Annotated in this window: 15 protein-coding genes and 1 pseudogene; 8 read left to right on the top strand and 8 right to left on the bottom strand. The window is 45.3% G+C overall.

The genetic code is table 11. The annotated features are described in order from the left end of the window. Nucleotides 1–23 precede the first annotated feature (23 nt). Complete coding sequence (fabF, locus tag AAHH42_RS05245) at nucleotides 24–1,271, top strand: beta-ketoacyl-ACP synthase II (RefSeq protein WP_342221810.1); 1,248 nt, start codon at nucleotides 24–26, stop codon at nucleotides 1,269–1,271. 84 nt (nucleotides 1,272–1,355) lie between these two features. On the opposite strand, the gene mnmE is transcribed toward fabF, so the two are convergent. From mnmE to rpmH, 5 genes are read right to left on the bottom strand one after another with little or no spacing between them, the layout of a single operon-like run. Next, entirely contained in the window at nucleotides 1,356–2,726 is a 1,371-nt protein-coding gene (gene mnmE / locus AAHH42_RS05240; protein WP_342222019.1) for a tRNA uridine-5-carboxymethylaminomethyl(34) synthesis GTPase MnmE, read from the bottom strand. 10 nt (nucleotides 2,727–2,736) lie between these two features. Next, nucleotides 2,737–4,377 (bottom strand): membrane protein insertase YidC, encoded by a 1,641-nt coding sequence (gene yidC / locus AAHH42_RS05235; RefSeq protein ID WP_342221808.1) that lies wholly within the window; start codon nucleotides 4,375–4,377, stop codon nucleotides 2,737–2,739. Between the two features lie 2 nt (nucleotides 4,378–4,379). Beyond that, a complete protein-coding gene (gene yidD / locus AAHH42_RS05230) occupies nucleotides 4,380–4,637 on the bottom strand; it encodes a membrane protein insertion efficiency factor YidD (protein WP_072550848.1) in 258 nt (85 codons plus the stop codon). Beyond that, on the bottom strand, nucleotides 4,616–4,960 hold the full coding sequence (gene rnpA, locus AAHH42_RS05225) for a ribonuclease P protein component (RefSeq protein ID WP_072550847.1): 345 nt from the start codon (nucleotides 4,958–4,960) through the stop codon (nucleotides 4,616–4,618). Before rnpA ends, yidD begins: the two co-directional genes overlap by 22 nt. An 18-nt stretch (nucleotides 4,961–4,978) precedes the next feature. Next, nucleotides 4,979–5,119, bottom strand: coding sequence for a 50S ribosomal protein L34 (gene rpmH / locus AAHH42_RS05220; RefSeq protein WP_004871828.1), 141 nt, complete (start codon nucleotides 5,117–5,119; stop codon nucleotides 4,979–4,981). 399 nt (nucleotides 5,120–5,518) lie between these two features. Here rpmH and dnaA point away from each other — a divergent pair, with 399 nt between their 5' ends. The 6 genes and pseudogenes from dnaA (at nucleotide 5,519) to metJ (ending at nucleotide 13,798) form a co-directional block, all read left to right on the top strand. Next, nucleotides 5,519–6,907, top strand: coding sequence for a chromosomal replication initiator protein DnaA (gene dnaA / locus AAHH42_RS05215; protein WP_072550846.1), 1,389 nt, complete (start codon nucleotides 5,519–5,521; stop codon nucleotides 6,905–6,907). Between the two features lie 4 nt (nucleotides 6,908–6,911). After that, on the top strand, nucleotides 6,912–8,039 hold the full coding sequence (gene dnaN / locus AAHH42_RS05210) for a DNA polymerase III subunit beta (protein ID WP_072550845.1): 1,128 nt from the start codon (nucleotides 6,912–6,914) through the stop codon (nucleotides 8,037–8,039). A 42-nt stretch (nucleotides 8,040–8,081) separates the two neighbouring features. Continuing rightward, nucleotides 8,082–9,167 (top strand): DNA replication/repair protein RecF, encoded by a 1,086-nt coding sequence (recF, locus tag AAHH42_RS05205; RefSeq protein ID WP_072550844.1) that lies wholly within the window; start codon nucleotides 8,082–8,084, stop codon nucleotides 9,165–9,167. Between the two features lie 19 nt (nucleotides 9,168–9,186). Next, nucleotides 9,187–11,601, top strand: coding sequence for a DNA topoisomerase (ATP-hydrolyzing) subunit B (gene gyrB, locus AAHH42_RS05200; protein WP_072550843.1), 2,415 nt, complete (start codon nucleotides 9,187–9,189; stop codon nucleotides 11,599–11,601). A 317-nt stretch (nucleotides 11,602–11,918) separates the two neighbouring features. Further along, a pseudogene (locus tag AAHH42_RS05195) lies at nucleotides 11,919–13,170 on the top strand (dicarboxylate/amino acid:cation symporter). Nucleotides 13,171–13,480: 310 nt separating this feature from the next. Next, a complete protein-coding gene (metJ, locus tag AAHH42_RS05190; protein WP_072550842.1) occupies nucleotides 13,481–13,798 on the top strand; it encodes a met regulon transcriptional regulator MetJ in 318 nt (105 codons plus the stop codon). Between the two features lie 118 nt (nucleotides 13,799–13,916). Here metJ and rpmE read toward each other — a convergent pair whose 3' ends face one another. Beyond that, nucleotides 13,917–14,132, bottom strand: a complete 216-nt coding sequence (gene rpmE, locus AAHH42_RS05185; RefSeq protein ID WP_072550841.1) for a 50S ribosomal protein L31 — start codon at nucleotides 14,130–14,132, stop codon at nucleotides 13,917–13,919. A 195-nt stretch (nucleotides 14,133–14,327) separates the two neighbouring features. On the opposite strand from rpmE, the gene priA reads away from it, so the two are divergent. Then, nucleotides 14,328–16,526, top strand: a complete 2,199-nt coding sequence (gene priA, locus AAHH42_RS05180) for a primosomal protein N' (protein WP_342221807.1) — start codon at nucleotides 14,328–14,330, stop codon at nucleotides 16,524–16,526. A 60-nt stretch (nucleotides 16,527–16,586) separates the two neighbouring features. Here the strand turns inward: priA and AAHH42_RS05175 are convergent, their stop codons facing one another. Continuing rightward, the gene (locus AAHH42_RS05175) at nucleotides 16,587–17,108 is read right to left on the bottom strand and encodes an IS630 family transposase (protein ID WP_254052014.1); all 522 of its coding nucleotides are present in this window, start codon (nucleotides 17,106–17,108) and stop codon (nucleotides 16,587–16,589) included. After that, nucleotides 17,044–17,409 (bottom strand): IS630 transposase-related protein, encoded by a 366-nt coding sequence (locus AAHH42_RS05170; protein WP_342221806.1) that lies wholly within the window; start codon nucleotides 17,407–17,409, stop codon nucleotides 17,044–17,046. Before AAHH42_RS05170 ends, AAHH42_RS05175 begins: the two co-directional genes overlap by 65 nt. Nucleotides 17,410–17,450 lie beyond the last annotated feature (41 nt).

Raw genomic sequence — 17,450 nt, 5'->3', positions numbered from 1 at the left:
ATTTCCCTCCTTGGAGGACGGCTGTGTCTAAGCGTCGAGTTGTGGTCACGGGGCTGGGCATGTTGTCTCCCGTCGGTAATACAGTTGAGAGTACATGGGAAGCGGTGCTTGCTGGTAAGAGTGGTATCTGCTCGATCGAGCATTTCGATACTAGCGCCTATACAACACGATTTGCTGGCTTAGTAAAAGATTTTGAGTGTCAAGATCTTATTTTACCGAAAGATGCCAAAAAAATGGATACCTTTATACAATATGGGGTAGTTGCTGGGATACAGGCCATGGAGGACTGTGGCCTTGTAGTGACTGAGGAGAATGCTTCGCGTATTGGTGCGGCCATTGGTTCAGGTATTGGTGGTTTGGGTTTGATCGAAGAAAATCACGGGCACCTGATTAAATGTGGCCCACGGAGAATCAGCCCATTTTTTGTTCCTTCCACTATTATCAATATGATCGCTGGTCATCTAAGTATTAGATATGGTCTACGTGGTCCGAGTATATCTATCACTACTGCTTGTACTTCCGGTGTGCATAATATTGGTCATGCTGCGCGTATCATTGCTTACGATGACGCTGATGTGATGATTACGGGTGGTGCAGAAAAGGCCAGTACTCCACTGGGGGTCGGTGGATTTGGTGCCGCGCGTGCATTGTCAACTCGAAATGACAATCCGCAAGCGGCTAGCCGCCCTTGGGATAGAGACCGTGATGGTTTTGTTTTGGGCGATGGTGCCGGTATCGTGATATTGGAAGAATATGAACATGCGAAAAAACGTGGCGCAAAAATTTATGCAGAAGTGGTGGGTTTTGGTATGAGCAGTGATGCCCATCATATGACTTCGCCGCCGGATGACGGTGCGGGTGCCGCGTCAGCGATGAAAAATGCGTTGCGTGATGCATGCGTGGGGCCTAAGGATATTGGTTATATCAATGCGCATGGCACTTCCACGCTTGCTGGTGATAAAGCGGAAACGGCAGCAGTGAGATCGGTCTTTGTTGGCGATGCTCGTAAGGTGATGATCAGTTCAACCAAATCGATGACGGGACATCTCTTAGGTGCGGCGGGTGCGATAGAGTCTATTTTTTCTATATTGGCGTTGCGTGACCGAGCCATTCCGCCAACGATTAATTTGGATAATCAGAACGAAGGTTGTGATTTAGATTTTGTCCCACATGAAGCCCGTGATAAAAAAAATATAGAATACAGCTTATGCAATTCTTTTGGCTTTGGTGGTACGAATGGTTCTTTAGTTTTTCGTAAAATCACCGGTTGACAGCGCAATAGACTTTTTGCAAAACCGTCGTTCGTTATGTGAAGTCAAGGCCCGGTTTTCCCGGGTATGTGCTTTTTCTAGTGCCTACTTGCCAATGCAGAAGCTGGAAAAAATCTGCCCTAGTAAGTCATCCGATCCGAATGCACCCGTTATCTCACTCAAAGCCTGTTGTGCTAAACGTAGTTCTTCGGCTAATAATTCACCCGCTTGCACGTTCACTAACTGTTGGTGTCCGTTTATCAAGTGCTGAGCCGCCGTTTCTAATGCTTGTAAGTGACGACGACGAGCCAGAAACCCCCCTTCTGTGTTACTGGTAAAACCCATACTTTGTTTAAGATGTGTGCGCAATAGATCAACACCTTCGCCAGTACGAGCTGATAAACGAATCAGTGAGTGCCCTTTCATTTGGGTTAAACCAATTTGTTCACCGGTAATATCCGCTTTATTACGTACCACCGTGATGGGCAAGGTCGTGGGTAACCGTTCGACAAATTCTGGCCAGATATCGGTAGGCTCTGTGGCTAGGGTAGTGGTACTATCAACGATGAATAACAGGTTATCGGCCTGTTCGATCTCATTCCAGGCACGTTCGATACCTATTTTTTCTATTTCATCGCTGGTTTCGCGCAGCCCCGCAGTATCAGTAATATGTAGTGGCATACCATCGATGTGAATATGCTCGCGCAATAGGTCACGTGTTGTACCGGCTATGTGGGTGACTATTGCTGCTTCACGCCCAGCTAATGCATTGAGTAGGCTAGATTTACCTGCATTGGGACGACCCGCAATCACCACTTTCGTTCCTTCACGCAATAAGCTGCCTTGGCGAGCTTCGGTTTGTACTGCTTTTAAATCGTCTAATACCCTGTTAAGCCGTACTTCAATTTTTCCATCGGATAGAAAATCTATTTCTTCAGCTGGAAAATCTATCGCTGCTTCGACATAGACCCGTAGATGCGTGAGTGTCTTTACTAATCGATTAATGTGATTTGAAAAAGCGCCTTGTAACGAATTGACGGCTGAACGCGCCGCTTGTTCCGAATTAGCATCAATCAAATCAGCAATGGCTTCCGCCTGAGCCAAGTCGAGTTTGTCGTTGAGAAAAGCCCGTTCTAAAAATTCGCCAGGTTGCGCGATACGCAAACCAGGTAGCATCAAAATACGTTTTAGTAATAAATCTAAAATAACCGCACCACCGTGCCCCTGCAACTCAAGCACATCTTCTCCAGTAAAAGAATGAGGAGAGGGGAAGTAAATAGCAATTCCCTGATCGAGTATACTGCCGTCAGTATCATGAAATGGCAGGTAGTTGGCATAGCGTGGACGAGGTAACTTCCCCAATATTGCTTGTGCTACTTCCTTGGTCGCACGGCCAGAAACTCGCAAAATACCAATACCCCCTCGTCCTGGAGGTGTGGCTTGCGCGACTATCGTATCGCTGTGTTCATCGGTTATCTCAAAAAGTCTATCCACGACTGTGTAAGCCACGTTTTTCTAAACCATGATAAATCAGCTGCTGCTGCAGAATGGTGACCAGGTTACTGACGATATAGTAGAGCACTAGGCCTGCAGGAAACCAGAGGAAGAACACCGTGAAGATAACAGGCATAAATGTCATGATTTTCTGCTGTAGGGGGTCGGTGACAGTGGTCGGCGACATTTTTTGGATAAAATACATGGTGATACCCATCAAGATCGGCAAAATATAGTATGGATCTTGCGCTGATAGGTCGTGTATCCACAGTATAAAGGGCGCATGACGCAATTCAACAGAACTCATCAACATGTAGTACAGTGCCAGGAAGATTGGCATCTGAATGATTAATGGCAAACAGCCACCCAGTGGATTGACCTTTTCAGCTTTGTACAACGCCATCATTTTTTGACTCATGCGCTGTTTGTCATCACCGATACGTTCACGCATGGCAGTCAGCTTAGGCTGAAGCATTCGCATTTTCGCCATTGAAGTGTATTGTGCTTTAGTCAGTGGATACATAATCCCACGAACGATAAAGGTGATCACGATGATGGAAAAACCCCAGTTACCGATAAAGCCCTGGATAAATTGCAACAATTTAAACAGTGGCTGCGAGATAAACCATAACCAGCCATAATCTACGGTTAAATCAAGGTGAGGGGCAATGGCTGCCATTTGGTTTTGAATTTCTGGGCCAATCCATAACGTGGCAGCGAGTTGTTTTTGCTCACCAGGTTGTACAACCACGGGCGCACTTTTGAAACCGATAGCCGCCAACCCATTGTCTAGCTTACGGGAATAAAAAGTATTAGTGACGTTCGCGCCAGGGATCCAGGCTGTTGCGAAGTATTGCTGTAACATTGCAACCCAGCCACCTTGGGTCATCACTTCTAAATTAGCATCTTCGATTTTACTGAAGTTATATGTCTGATATTTAGTGTCATCAGAAGAGTAAGCCGCACCACGATAAGTATGCAAAGCAAAATTACTGCTGCCGGTATCACGGTGTTTAGGTAAATTGATGCTTTGTTTCAATTGACCAAACAGGGTTAATTCCAACGGAGTCGCAGAGACGTTTTTCACCTGATAATCAACGCTAATCGCATAATTATTGCGTTGTAGCACAAAGGTTTTCGTAAAGACGGAGCCGTCTTTGCTAGTGAAAGTCAGTGGGATGCGCAACTCATCCTGACCATCTACCAGGACAAAATCTAGCTGAGTAGCATGAAAAAGTGGACGGTCACCGTTAGCCGGATTATCTGGACCATTTTTACCCGTCAAGCCACTTTGTGCCTGGTAAATAAAAGCGGGTGTGGTTTCTAATAACTCAAAAGTTTTATTGGAACCCAGTGTATCAGGATAAGCTAAGAGGTTAGCCTGTTCAATGTCGCCACCACGTGTATTGATGGTCAACGACAGTACATCAGTTTTTACCTTAATAAGTTGTCCTTGACCACCGGTAGGTATTGTTTGGTTTTCACTACGGGTAGTATCACCACTGATTGCGCTCGTGCTCTGTTGCGTAATCTGCATGGCAGGTTGCGGATTGTTATCCACTTGCCAGGTTTGCCAGATCATGAAAGACACGAACAAAAAAGCGATAAGAAGAAGATTGCGTTGCGAATCCATCGTTAGTGTTCTCTGTTATCTTCGGACTTGGGTGGCACGGGATCATAGCCACCGGAGTTTAAAGGGTGGCATTTTAATACGCGTTTCAGTGTTAACCAACTGCCTTTTATCACGCCGAACTTGCCCAGGGCTTCAAGGGCGTAATCAGAACACGTGGGATGAAAGCGACAACGTGGCCCGAACAGTGGACTGACAACACGCTGATAACCTCTGATCAGCCCGATTAGGGCGCGGCAGCCTAGCGACAATAACGACGCCATAATTTTTCCAACATTTGCGTCAAATCAGGATTACTCAGGTCAGCTACACCTTTTTTAACTAGGATCACAAAATCCATAGAAGGCAACTGGTGCTGATGTAAACGGAAGCTTTCCCGGGTTAAGCGCTTAATCCGGTTACGCTCATGGGCGCGTTTGACATGCTTTTTAGCGACAGCAAGCCCGAGACGGGGATACCCCAGTTCGCTTAGGCGCCCGAGCGCAGTGAGCTGCGGCGTGCTGGCACGTTGTGGCTTCTGAAAAACGAAGGTGAAATCAGAAGGAGTTAACAAACGTAACTCCCTGGAAAATGCTAGCTTAACCACGTGAGACGGTGAGCTTTGTTACTTGGAAACAGTCAGACGAGCACGGCTTTTTGCTCGACGGCGAGCCAGAACTTGACGACCATTTTTAGTAGCCATACGAGCACGGAAACCATGGCTACGGTTACGCTTCAGTACGGAGGGTTGGAAGGTGCGTTTCATAACGATTTTACCTAAATAAGGATGGATGATTGTAGATTATTAAACAGTTGCCACCCAAGCTGGCATTAATCCGCTGTCGTGGGGCAGAGGCGGCGATTATACTGACTCCCACTAAAATCGCAAGGATCGTGTCGGCGTGATTTTTTCTGGTCTGTAGATGAAAAATTAGACTGCTTACAAAGCCGTAGCGAATTGTATGACTTCAAAGAGAGTGCCGCAACCGTGGCGTATCTGACAGCCTGTGGATAAAAAGTATTTAATCTGTCAGGAAGGGGAGGATCTATTGCTTCGTTTGCGCTATTATCTCCTGCCATGTGGTTAATTTTGTATTTTGGGATTGGACAGTGTCTGGTTTCTTTTTTCTTCTTTTTTGTTGATTTTGTTAGAGTGGAGTTCGCCGTGTCACTTTCGCTTTGGCAGCAATGTCTTGCCCGATTGCAGGATGAGTTACCTGCCACAGAATTTAGTATGTGGATCCGCCCGTTACAGGCGGAACTGAGTGACAACACGCTAGCGCTTTACGCCCCAAATCGCTTTGTTCTAGATTGGGTTTGTGATAAATATTTAAATAATATCAATGGTTTGCTTAATGATTTTTGCGGAGCAGATGTGCCCTTGTTGCGTTTTGAAGTGGGTAGCAAGTCTATTACTTCAACGATTAGCCAACCGGGGGTGGCGAGTGTTGATGTGCTTGCTGAGCCAGTGATCCGCAGTGCCCCTGCTCATCCAAGTTGGGACAGTTCTCCTGCTCAACCTGAACATGCCTATCGTTCGAATGTTAATCCAAAACATTCCTTTGATAATTTTGTTGAAGGTAAATCTAACCAATTGGCACGTGCAGCAGCCCGTCAGGTTGCTGATAATCCGGGTGCCGCGTATAACCCCTTATTTCTATATGGTGGTACTGGTTTAGGTAAAACTCATCTTCTGCATGCGGTGGGTAACGGTATTATCGCTCACAAGGCCAATGCGAAAGTGGTGTATATGCATTCTGAACGCTTTGTGCAGGATATGGTTAAAGCACTGCAGAATAATGCGATTGAAGAATTTAAACGTTATTATCGTTCAGTTGATGCGTTACTCATCGATGATATTCAATTTTTTGCTAACAAAGAACGTTCTCAGGAAGAGTTTTTTCATACTTTTAACGCTTTGTTGGAGGGTAATCAGCAGATTATTTTGACTTCGGATCGCTACCCGAAGGAAATTAATGGGGTAGAAGATCGCTTGAAGTCGCGTTTTGGCTGGGGGTTGACGGTCGCTATTGAGCCGCCAGAACTGGAAACCCGCGTTGCTATCTTGATGAGAAAAGCAGATGAAAACGATATTCGTCTGCCAGCGGAAGTGGCATTTTTTATTGCGAAACGCTTGCGTTCTAATGTGCGTGAACTGGAAGGCGCGTTGAATCGAGTGATTGCTAACGCTAATTTTACCGGTCGGGCGATCACCATTGATTTTGTACGCGAAGCGTTGCGTGATCTACTGGCACTGCAAGACAAGCTTGTCACTATTGATAATATTCAAAAAACAGTGGCTGAATATTATAAAATAAAAGTTGCCGATCTGCTCTCTAAACGACGTTCTCGATCGGTGGCTCGTCCACGACAAATGGCGATGGCAATGGCCAAAGAGCTTACCAACCATAGCTTACCTGAAATCGGTGATGCCTTTGGTGGCCGTGACCATACCACCGTGTTGCATGGTTGTCGAAAAATCCATCAATTACGCGAAGAAGATCACGACATCAAAGAAGATTTTTTAAATTTAATTAGAACCTTATCCTCCTAACGTTATGAAATTCATCGTTAAACGTGAAGATTTGCTGAAGCCGCTACAACAGGTCAGTAGCCCATTATCTGGACGCCCCGTGTTTCCTATTCTTAGCAATGTATTGCTGCAAGTGACCGCAGGCACTTTGCAACTGACTGGCACTGATTTGGAAATAGAAATGGTAGCCAAGGTACCCTTATCACAGGCTCATGAGCCTGGGACGACGACTGTGCCTGCGCGAAAATTTCTTGATATCTGGCGTGGTTTGCCGGAAGGGGCAACAATCACGGTGGAGCTGGATGGTGAGCGTTTGTTGCTGCGTTCGGGGCGTAGCCGTTTTTCACTCACGACGCTACCGGCTAGCGATTTCCCTAATAGAGAGAGTTGGGAGAGCAAGGTAAAGTTCACATTGCCTCAGGCGACGCTGAAGCGGTTGATCGAGTCTACTCAATTCTCGATGGCGCATCAAGATGTACGTTATTACCTCAATGGGATGTTGTTCGAAACCGAAAATGAAATGTTACGTACGGTAGCGACTGACGGTCATCGTTTGGCTGTCTGTTCGATGCCTATTAATAAGGTTATTTGTTCGACACTTGTTGGTGAGTCTTCGTATCCGGTGATAGTGCCCCGTAAAGGGGTCATGGAGTTAGTACGTTTATTAGATGGTGGAGACACCAGATTAGATCTAGAAATTGGCAGAGATTATATTCGTGCTCATGTAGGTGATTTCATTTTTACTTGTAAATTGGTTGATGGTCGTTTCCCTGACTATCGGCTTGTATTACCAAAGAACCCCAATAAAACCGTTGAGGCGGACTGTGGTTTACTGAAACAGGCATTTTCGCGTGCGGCGATTTTATCCAGTGAAAAGTGTCGCGGTGTTCGACTCCAGATTGCACATAATCAGCTCAATATCACGGCAAATAATCCAGAGCAAGAAGAAGCCGAAGAAATCCTCGATGTCAGTTATGAAGGAGATAAGTTAGAAATCTGTTTTAATGTGAGTTATATACTTGATGTACTCAATGCCCTGAAATGTGAAAAAGTACATCTGTTACTGACGAATCCTGAATCTAGTGTACAAATTAAAGATGGGGCTAGCTTGGCACAGTCCGCAGATTACGTTGTTATGCCAATGCGTCTTTAATTTTGAATAATACATTTTTAATCTATAAGTTGATCCAACTCAATGGCATTAACCCGTTTGTTTATCCACAATTTTCGTAATATCGGATCGGCAGATCTGTTATTAGCTGGGGGATTTAATTTTCTGATCGGCGCGAATGGCAGCGGTAAAACCAGTGTGCTGGAAGCCATTTATGCCCTTGGTCATGGTAGAGCCTTTCGCAGTTTGCAAGCAGGGCGTGTGATCCGTAATCATTGCGCAGAATTTATACTTCATGGTCGAATGGAAAACGGTGAATGCAAACAATCGGTGGGTCTGAGTAAAGATCGTCAAGGTAATACCAAGGTGCGAATTGATGGCACTGATGGGCATCGAGTGGCTGAGTTGGCGCAATTACTGCCGATGCAATTAATCAGCCCAGAAGGATTTACCTTATTAAACGGGGGACCAAAATATCGGCGTGCTTTTCTGGATTGGGGTTGTTTTCATAATGATGCAAATTTTTTTACTACCTGGAATAATCTAAAAAGATTATTTAAACAACGCAACGCGGCCCTACGGCAGGCGAGTCACTATGCGCAGATTCGTATTTGGGATCGGGAAATTATTCCACTGGCTGAACGTATTAGCGACTGGAGAGCGGCGTATTGTAATGCCATTGCAGCCGATATTACCGCGACCTGCGCCTTATTCTTGCCAGAGTTTACGCTGAATATTTCTTTTCAACGTGGCTGGGATAAAGAAAGTGACTACGGTGAATTACTGGAGCGCCAGTTTGAGCGTGACCGAATGTTAACTTATACCCTGTCAGGGCCACATAAAGCAGATTTACGCATTCGGATCAATGATACGCCAGTCGAAGATTTGCTATCACGTGGTCAGCTTAAATTACTGCTTTACGCATTGCGATTAGCACAGGGTGAGTTTTTCACCCAACAGAGCGGGCGACCTTGCCTGTATCTGCTTGATGATTTTGCTTCCGAACTGGATACTGATAGTCGGCGTTTATTGGCCGAACGTCTGCAAGCCACCCAAGCACAGGTATTTGTTAGTGCGCTTAGCGCCGAACACATTGCCGATATGCTTGGTAATAAGGACAAGATGTTCCGTGTGGAACATGGCAAAATTGAGATTCAACCACAGAATTAAAAATAAGTGAGAAACGTTGATGTCAAATACTTATGATTCTTCAAGTATCAAGGTATTAAAAGGTTTGGATGCGGTTCGTAAGCGTCCGGGCATGTATATCGGTGATACTGACGACGGCAGCGGTCTGCACCATATGGTATTCGAAGTTGTCGATAATGCGATTGACGAAGCTCTCGCTGGTCATTGTAAAGAGATTATGGTGATCATTCATGCGGATAACTCGGTATCGGTACAGGATGATGGTCGTGGTATTCCAACCGGTTTGCACGAAGAAGAAGGCGTGTCTGCGGCACAGGTCATTATGACGGTGCTCCATGCGGGTGGTAAATTTGACGATAACGCCTACAAAGTCTCTGGTGGTTTGCACGGTGTTGGCGTATCGGTAGTGAATGCGTTGTCAGAAAAACTAGAATTGGTTATCCATCGTGAAGGGAAAGTACACGAACAGACTTACATGATGGGAGAACCACAGACTTCCCTTAAAATTGTTGGTGAAACACAACAAACGGGTACTAAGGTACGTTTCTGGCCAAGTTTGCAGACCTTCACCAATAACACAGAGTTTCAATATGAAACGCTGGCCAGACGCTTGCGGGAGTTATCTTTTCTTAATTCCGGTATCTCCATTAAGCTACAGGACAAACGTAGCGATAAAGAAGATCATTTCCACTATGAGGGGGGTATCCGGGCGTTTGTCGAATATCTGAATAAAAACAAAAACCCAATCCATCCGAAAGTATTTTACTTTTCTACCATCAAAGATGATATCGGTGTGGAGGTAGCATTACAGTGGAACGATGGTTTTCAAGAAAACATCTACTGTTTTACCAATAATATCCCACAACGTGACGGGGGTACCCATTTAGTGGGCTTTCGCACCGCAATGACCCGCACGCTGAATAGCTATATGGATAAAGAAGGTTACAGCAAAAAAGCAAAAATCAGCGCTACGGGTGATGATGCCCGCGAAGGTCTGATTGCGGTGGTTTCCGTGAAAGTGCCGGATCCTAAATTCTCTTCACAAACCAAAGATAGGCTGGTTTCCTCCGAAGTAAAAACCGCGGTTGAAACCCTGATGAACGAGAAGCTAGTAGAATATTTACTGGAAAATCCGGCTGACGCTAAAATTGTAGTGAACAAAATTATTGATGCGGCCCGCGCCCGCGAGGCCGCACGTAAAGCCCGTGAATTGACGCGTCGTAAAGGTGCTTTAGATCTGGCCGGTTTACCGGGTAAGCTGGCCGATTGTCAGGAGCGTGATCCCGCGTTATCGGAACTTTATCTTGTAGAGGGGGATTCTGCGGGTGGATCGGCTAAACAGGGTCGCAATCGCAAAAATCAGGCAATTTTGCCGTTGAAAGGTAAAATTCTAAACGTAGAAAAAGCCCGTTTCGATAAAATGCTCTCTTCGCAGGAAGTGGCGACACTGATAACTGCTCTGGGCTGTGGTATCGGGCGTGATGAATATAATGTAGAGAAATTGCGTTATCACAGCATCATTATTATGACCGATGCCGATGTCGATGGTTCACATATCCGCACTTTGTTATTGACCTTTTTCTATCGCCAAATGCCAGAACTTATTGAGCGTGGTCATATATTTATCGCGCAGCCACCCTTGTATAAAGTCAAAAAAGGCAAACAAGAGCAATACATCAAAGATGATGAAGCAATGGAGCAGTATCAGCTGTCTTTGGCTCTTGACGGTGCGGCGTTACACACCAATGCCTATGCACCGGCATTGGCTGGCGAGCCATTAGAAAAATTGATTGCAGAACATTATAGCGTACAGAAGACCATTAACCGTATGGAGCGGCGCTACCCACGTGCTCTGTTGAATAGTCTGATTTATCAGCCAAGCTTAAAAGAAAAGGGGTTGACCGATAAAGAAACCGTTCAACAATGGATAGATTCTTTGGTAACGTTATTGAATGCAAAAGAACAACAGGGTAGTAGTTATAGTTCCATAGTGCATGAGGATCGTGAACGCTCGCTGTTTGAACCGGTGCTGCGTATTCGTACCCACGGGGTCGATACTGATTACAATCTGGATTTTGATTTTGTCCACGGAGGTGAGTACCGAAAAATTTGCCAGTTGGGTGAAAAACTACGTGGTTTATTAGAAGAGGGCGCGTTTGTTGAGCGGGGTGAGCGTCGTATAGCTGTGGATAGTTTTGAAGAGGCTCTGGATTGGCTGGTGAAAGAATCCCGTCGCGGCCTGACGATCCAACGCTATAAAGGTTTGGGAGAGATGAACGCTGATCAATTATGGGAAACCACAATGGATCCCGCAGGTCGTCGTATGCTGCGTGTCATGATAAAGGATGCCATTGCTGCTGATCAACTGTTCACTACTCTTATGGGCGATGCGGTGGAGCCCCGCCGTGCTTTTATTGAAGAAAATGCGTTGAGAGCCGCCAATATCGATATTTAATGGTTTTGCTGATGATCAAAATCCAGAGTAGGGTATCTATCTCTGGATTTTTTTGGGATGAAATGAGCACATTAAATTAATAGATTTAATATATAACATAAGCCGTATAAATTGATTGTAAAGTTTACATTCATATATTGATATTAAATAATATTTTTTATCAAGCCAACCCTATTATATGGCCCCTGCTATATCAATTGTTTGTTACATATTAGTTTTTACATATTATTATGTGAGTGCTAATTTTTGTGTTAGCGCGTCCGTGATATAGATGAAAAAATCCGGATGAGAAACACGTCGTTACTCTCAAGGATAATATGCAAACTTCAATATTTAACAGGTTATATCTTCAAGTAATAATCGCGATCATATTAGGTGTCCTGTTAGCTTATTTCTACCCTAGCTTGGGTATCCAAATGAAAGCACTCGGTGATGGTTTGTAAAACTTATCAAAATGATTATTCCATCAATTCTTTTTTGTGCCGTGGTAACGGTGCCGGTATGGAAAATCTGAAAGCAGTTGGGCGTACCGGTGCCATTGCGCTACTTGATTTCGAAGCTGTCAGCACCTTGGCGCTAATTATCGGTTTGGTTGTTGTTAACATTGTGCAACCTGGCGTGGGCATGAATGTTGATCCCACATCACTCGATGTTAAAGCTGTTGCTACCTATGCTGAGCAAGCTTCGCAGCAAGGGATTGCCCCTTTCCTGTTGGATATGATCCCCAATAGTTTTGCTAGTGCTTTTGTCGGTGGGAATATTCTACAAATATTGCTGTTGGCGATATTGTTTGGTTTCACACTGCATCGTTTAGGTGAAAAAGGCCGATTGATTTTCAATGTTGTTGAAAGTTTTTCGCAAGTTATTTTCGGCATCACCAATATGATCATGCGATTGGCCCCATTGGGCGCATTTGGAGCAATGGCGTTTACTGTCGGTAAATACGGTATTGGCTCATTGCTACAATTAGGTCAGTTGATTACCTGTTTTTATACAACCTGTGTCATGTTTGTGGTTGTGATATTAGGTATGATTGCTAGAGCCAACGGTTTCAGTATCTTCGCCTTTATTCGTTATATCAAAGAAGAGCTACTGATTGTGTTGGGTACTTGTTCCACTGAATCTGTGTTTCAGCGGATGTTGGAAAAAATGGAAAAAATCGGCTGTGAAAAATCAGTGGTTGGGTTAGTACTACCAACCGGTTACTCTTTTAATCTGGATGGTACTGCGATCTATTTAACTATGGCGGCGGTGTTTATTGCACAAGCTACCAACACACCTATGGATCTTATGCATCAGTTAACCTTACTGGTGGTACTGCTGATCTCATCGAAAGGCGCAGTAGGGGTAACGGGTAGTGGTTTTATTGTGCTAGCAGCGACTATATCAACAGTGGGCCATTTACCATTGGCGGGTCTTGCATTGATTTTGGGTATTGACCGCTTTATGTCGGAAGGCAGAGCACTGACGAATTTGGTGGGTAATGGTGTGGCAACTATTGTTGTCGCAAAATGTTGTAATCAACTGGATAATGAGCAGTTGCAAAGGACACTTTCAAGTAAACACTAGATTCTTGCAAAACCCACTGCGTGGTGCTGTGTGTTGTAAATTCTGCGTTACGTGGTGCTCGTGATCCCCATGTGTCCGTATGTGCCGTGCAGTTGTGTGCCAGGTGCTTTGACTTCGTATAACGAACTACGGCTTTGCAAGAAGTCCAGTACATCTTGATGTGTAGATTGAGAAAAACAATAATAACAGCTAACATTACGGTCTTTCTGGCTGAAAAAAGCATCCTCAATAGCGTGGCGTCGAACAAACCGTGATGACGGCCTGAGCCGGTTTTCATAATATAGTATTTTCGATAAATTTAAGGTATCTCATGGCGAAGTGGAACGGCGAGTATGTTAGCCCTTACGTTGAACACGGCAAAAAAAGTGAACAGGTCAAAAAAATTACGGTTTCCATTCCGCTCAACGTATTGAAAATACTCACTGATGAGCGAACCCGGCGCCAAGTCAATAACCTACGCCATGCCACTAATAGTGAATTGTTATGCGAAGCGTTTTTGCATGCATTTACCAGCCAACCTCTGCCGAATGATGCCGATTTGCGTAAAGAACGTAGCGATGAGATCCCTGAAGCCGCAAAAATATATATGCGTGAACTGGGACTTAATCCTGATACCTGGGAATACTAACAGGCCCACTACACACGGGCCTATTCATCGAGGCATGGCTGATATACGGACGGCAGTTAAAACAAACGCAAATCAAAAACGCCCTACGGCGTTTTTTCTTTCTATCTAGTGTGTAAAGTTATCGTGTTATGCCCGGTATATTGAAACGTTTGCTGAAACGCTCGGCACGACCACCAGTAGCAGCGTCACGCTGTTTGCCCGTGTAGAATGGGTGGCATGCACCACAAACGTCTAAGTTCAGGTTACAAGCAAGGGTAGAGCTGATCTTCATACTATTACCACAAGAGCAAGTTGCAGTAATGGTGTGGCATTCAGGGTGGATATCTTTTTTCATGGCAAACCTCTAATGAAGGCCGTGTCGCTATCGGGCCTTGTTCCGCCAGACACTACACGTAGTTGGCAATAGTAATGACGATATTATGCTGTTGATACCGTTCTGTCGTCGATACTGGATTGTATCAAAGGCGTCGGATCATACAAGAAGTTAACTCTGTGCGCAATCGGTGCTACAGATTGTAAGGATGATGTCATGCTCGTTTTTCAAATTGCATTACCGGTACCACTGGCTCGGACTTTCGACTATCGATTAGACAGTGTTGTGATATCCCCTGCTGTGGGTGCCCGTGTGAGGATCCCCTTTGGTAAACGTAAGGCCATTGGCATAGTGACCGGGATCAGTACAACCAGTACATTGCCTTACGAAAAACTCAAAGCTATTGAGGCTATTCTGGATAGTCAGAGTCTATTCCCTGTTAGCCTGTGGCACATTCTTTGTTGGGCTGCTGATTATTATCATTATCCCATCGGGGAGGTATTATTCCATGCGCTGCCTATCTTGTTGCGTCAAGGAAAGCCCGCTCAATTTACGCCATTATGTCAGTGGGTTGTTACTGAACAAGGGCGAGCAACGCCGCTAGAAAGCCTGAAATCTGCTCCAAGGCAACAGCGGGTACTCGCTGCCTTGTTACAACAACCGCTTTATCGCCATCAAACGAATGAAATGGGATTAACCCCTGCTGCCTTGAAAAGCTTGAGTGATAAAGGGTTGATCACAGTATGCGAGCAAGAGAGGATAAGCACTGACTGGCGTTGCCAATTTTCGTGCATGGGTGAGCGTCTACAGCTTAATAGTGAGCAAGTGGCAGCAGTGGAAGCCATAGGTCGCGAGGATCAACATTTTGTTGCCTGGTTACTGGCTGGCGTGACAGGTTCAGGCAAAACCGAAGTCTATTTGAGTATATTAGAGAATATTCTTTCTCAAGGGCGACAAGCGCTGATTTTAGTGCCTGAAATTGGTTTGACACCACAGACTATTGCACGTTTCCGTGAGCGCTTTAACGCGCCCGTTGTGGTACTACATTCAGCGTTAAACGACAGTGAACGGTTATCGGTATGGCTACGAGCGCGCAGTGGCGAAGCAGCTATCGTCATAGGTACCCGATCCGCATTGTTCACTCCTTTTTTGCAGCTCGGTGGGATAATTATCGATGAAGAACACGATAATTCATACAAACAACAGGAAGGTTGGCGTTATCATGCGCGCGATCTCGCCATATTTCGGGCGCGGGAAGAAAATATTCCTATCGTCATGGGATCAGCAACACCGGCGTTGGAAACATTACATAATGTACAGCTAGGAAAATATCGACAGCTTACGTTATCCAAACGTGCCGGTAACGCCACAGCTGCTAACCATCATCTAATTGATATAAAAGGATTGCATCTTAAGGTTGGACTTTCTCAACCCTTGCTAGAACGGATGCGAGATCATCTGAAAGCCAAGAATCAGGTTATGTTATTTCTTAACCGTCGTGGTTACGCGCCTGCTTTACTTTGTCATGAATGCGGCTGGATCGCTGAATGTCAGCGCTGTGACCACTATTATACTCTGCACCAAAATCAGCGGCATTTACGTTGTCACCATTGTGACAGTCAACGATCGATAACGATACAGTGCCCAGAGTGTGGCTCTACTCATTTACTCTCTGTGGGTGTGGGCACTGAACAATTAGAAAATGATTTGCGCCCTTTGTTCCCTGATACGCCTATCACACGGATCGATCGTGATACCACTAGCCGTAAAGGATCACTGGAAAAATATTTGGATGATGTTCACCAAGGGGGTGCGCGTATTCTGATTGGTACACAAATGTTGGCTAAGGGACATCACTTTCCAGACGTTACCCTAGTAGCTCTGTTAGATGTAGATGGTGCGTTATTTTCGGCTGATTTTCGTTCATCTGAAAGTTTTGCTCAACTTTATATTCAAGTTTCAGGTCGAGCAGGGCGAGCGGGAAAGCAAGGAGAAGTCTTTTTGCAAACACATCACCCTGAGCATCCTTTGCTGCAAATTTTGTTGCAACAGGGCTATTCAGCTTTTGCTGAACAAACGTTAATAGAGCGGAAGAACGCATTTTTACCGCCTTATACTCGCCATATCATCGTGCGTAGCGAGGATCACGATAATCAGCAATCGATGTTATTTTTACAACAATTGCGTCATTTACTGGAATCGAGTTCTTTGAAAGATGATGCACTCTGGATCATGGGGCCGGTAACGGCTTTACAGGCAAAACGGAATGGGCGTTTTCGTTGGCAATTGTTACTCCAGCATCCTTCACGCTGCCGATTGCAGCAACTAATGAGCCATTTTCGACCATTAATCACCGAGTTGCCACTGGCTAAAAAGGTCAAGTGGGCGTTGGATGTTGATCCTATAGACAGTTAATTGCTTTCATGAAATTTCGTATCCACAATAGGCCTATATGGCTGAACGACATAATAATGATTATGCACTATATTGAGAGAATAAGGCGTCAAGGCTGCAATTTAAGTCCCTTCTTTTGCTTTTGGCTTGTGCCCATTTATGTTCAATGGGATTGAGAGCAGGTGAGTAGGGAGTGAGATATTCAATCCGATGCCCGGCTTTACTGATAGCCTGCTGAATGTCGAGACGTTTGTGGAAACTGGCGTTATCCATCACGATGACACAATGAGGAGGAAGAGTAGGCAAAAGGCGCTGGGTAACCCAGGCGTAAAAAACATCACTGTTAATGGAACAAAAAAATAATCCGACCGCCATCAGGACGGTTCCCAGTAACGCGCCAATGACATTTGTCCGGCCCTTAGCCTGCCCATCCTGGGTACCCCAACAGCGTTGACCTCGTGCAGCATAACCGTGGGTTCGTGGCCTATCGTGTGCGAAACCGCTTTCATCCAGATAAACGACCGGTTTTCCCTGCTTTTTATAGCAGGCTATCGTGTCCTGGAAGGCACGCCGTGTCTCTTCGTCTGCCTTGGGATGACGCAGGTTTTTTTTTATAGGTGACGCCCAGGTTTTTCAGTGCCTGCCAAATGGCTTTCTGGCACACCTGAAAGCGCGCCGCCCGTTCCCGTTGGTAAGCATCGGGATAACGTGCAACATCTTCAGCTAACGCCACTTTATCAAGCTTACGCCGACGGGGGGAAGAAGCTTTAACCTCGATACGACTGAGCCAGCGGGTAACGGAAGCTGAACCAATGTGGAAGCGTTTAGCGGTCTCTCTGATACTCAAGTTTTCTTGCTCTCGAATACCCAGAACTTTACGGCGAAAATCGACAGAGTGGCTCATCGCTAACTCCCTGTTAAATAATTTAGCTATACATTGTAATC

It is taken from the genome of Candidatus Fukatsuia endosymbiont of Tuberolachnus salignus (genome assembly GCF_964030845.1).
Taxonomy (GTDB): domain Bacteria; phylum Pseudomonadota; class Gammaproteobacteria; order Enterobacterales; family Enterobacteriaceae; genus Fukatsuia; species Fukatsuia symbiotica.
Note: the sequence above shows the minus strand (reverse complement) of the source record. Positions and strands in the feature narration are given on the sequence as shown.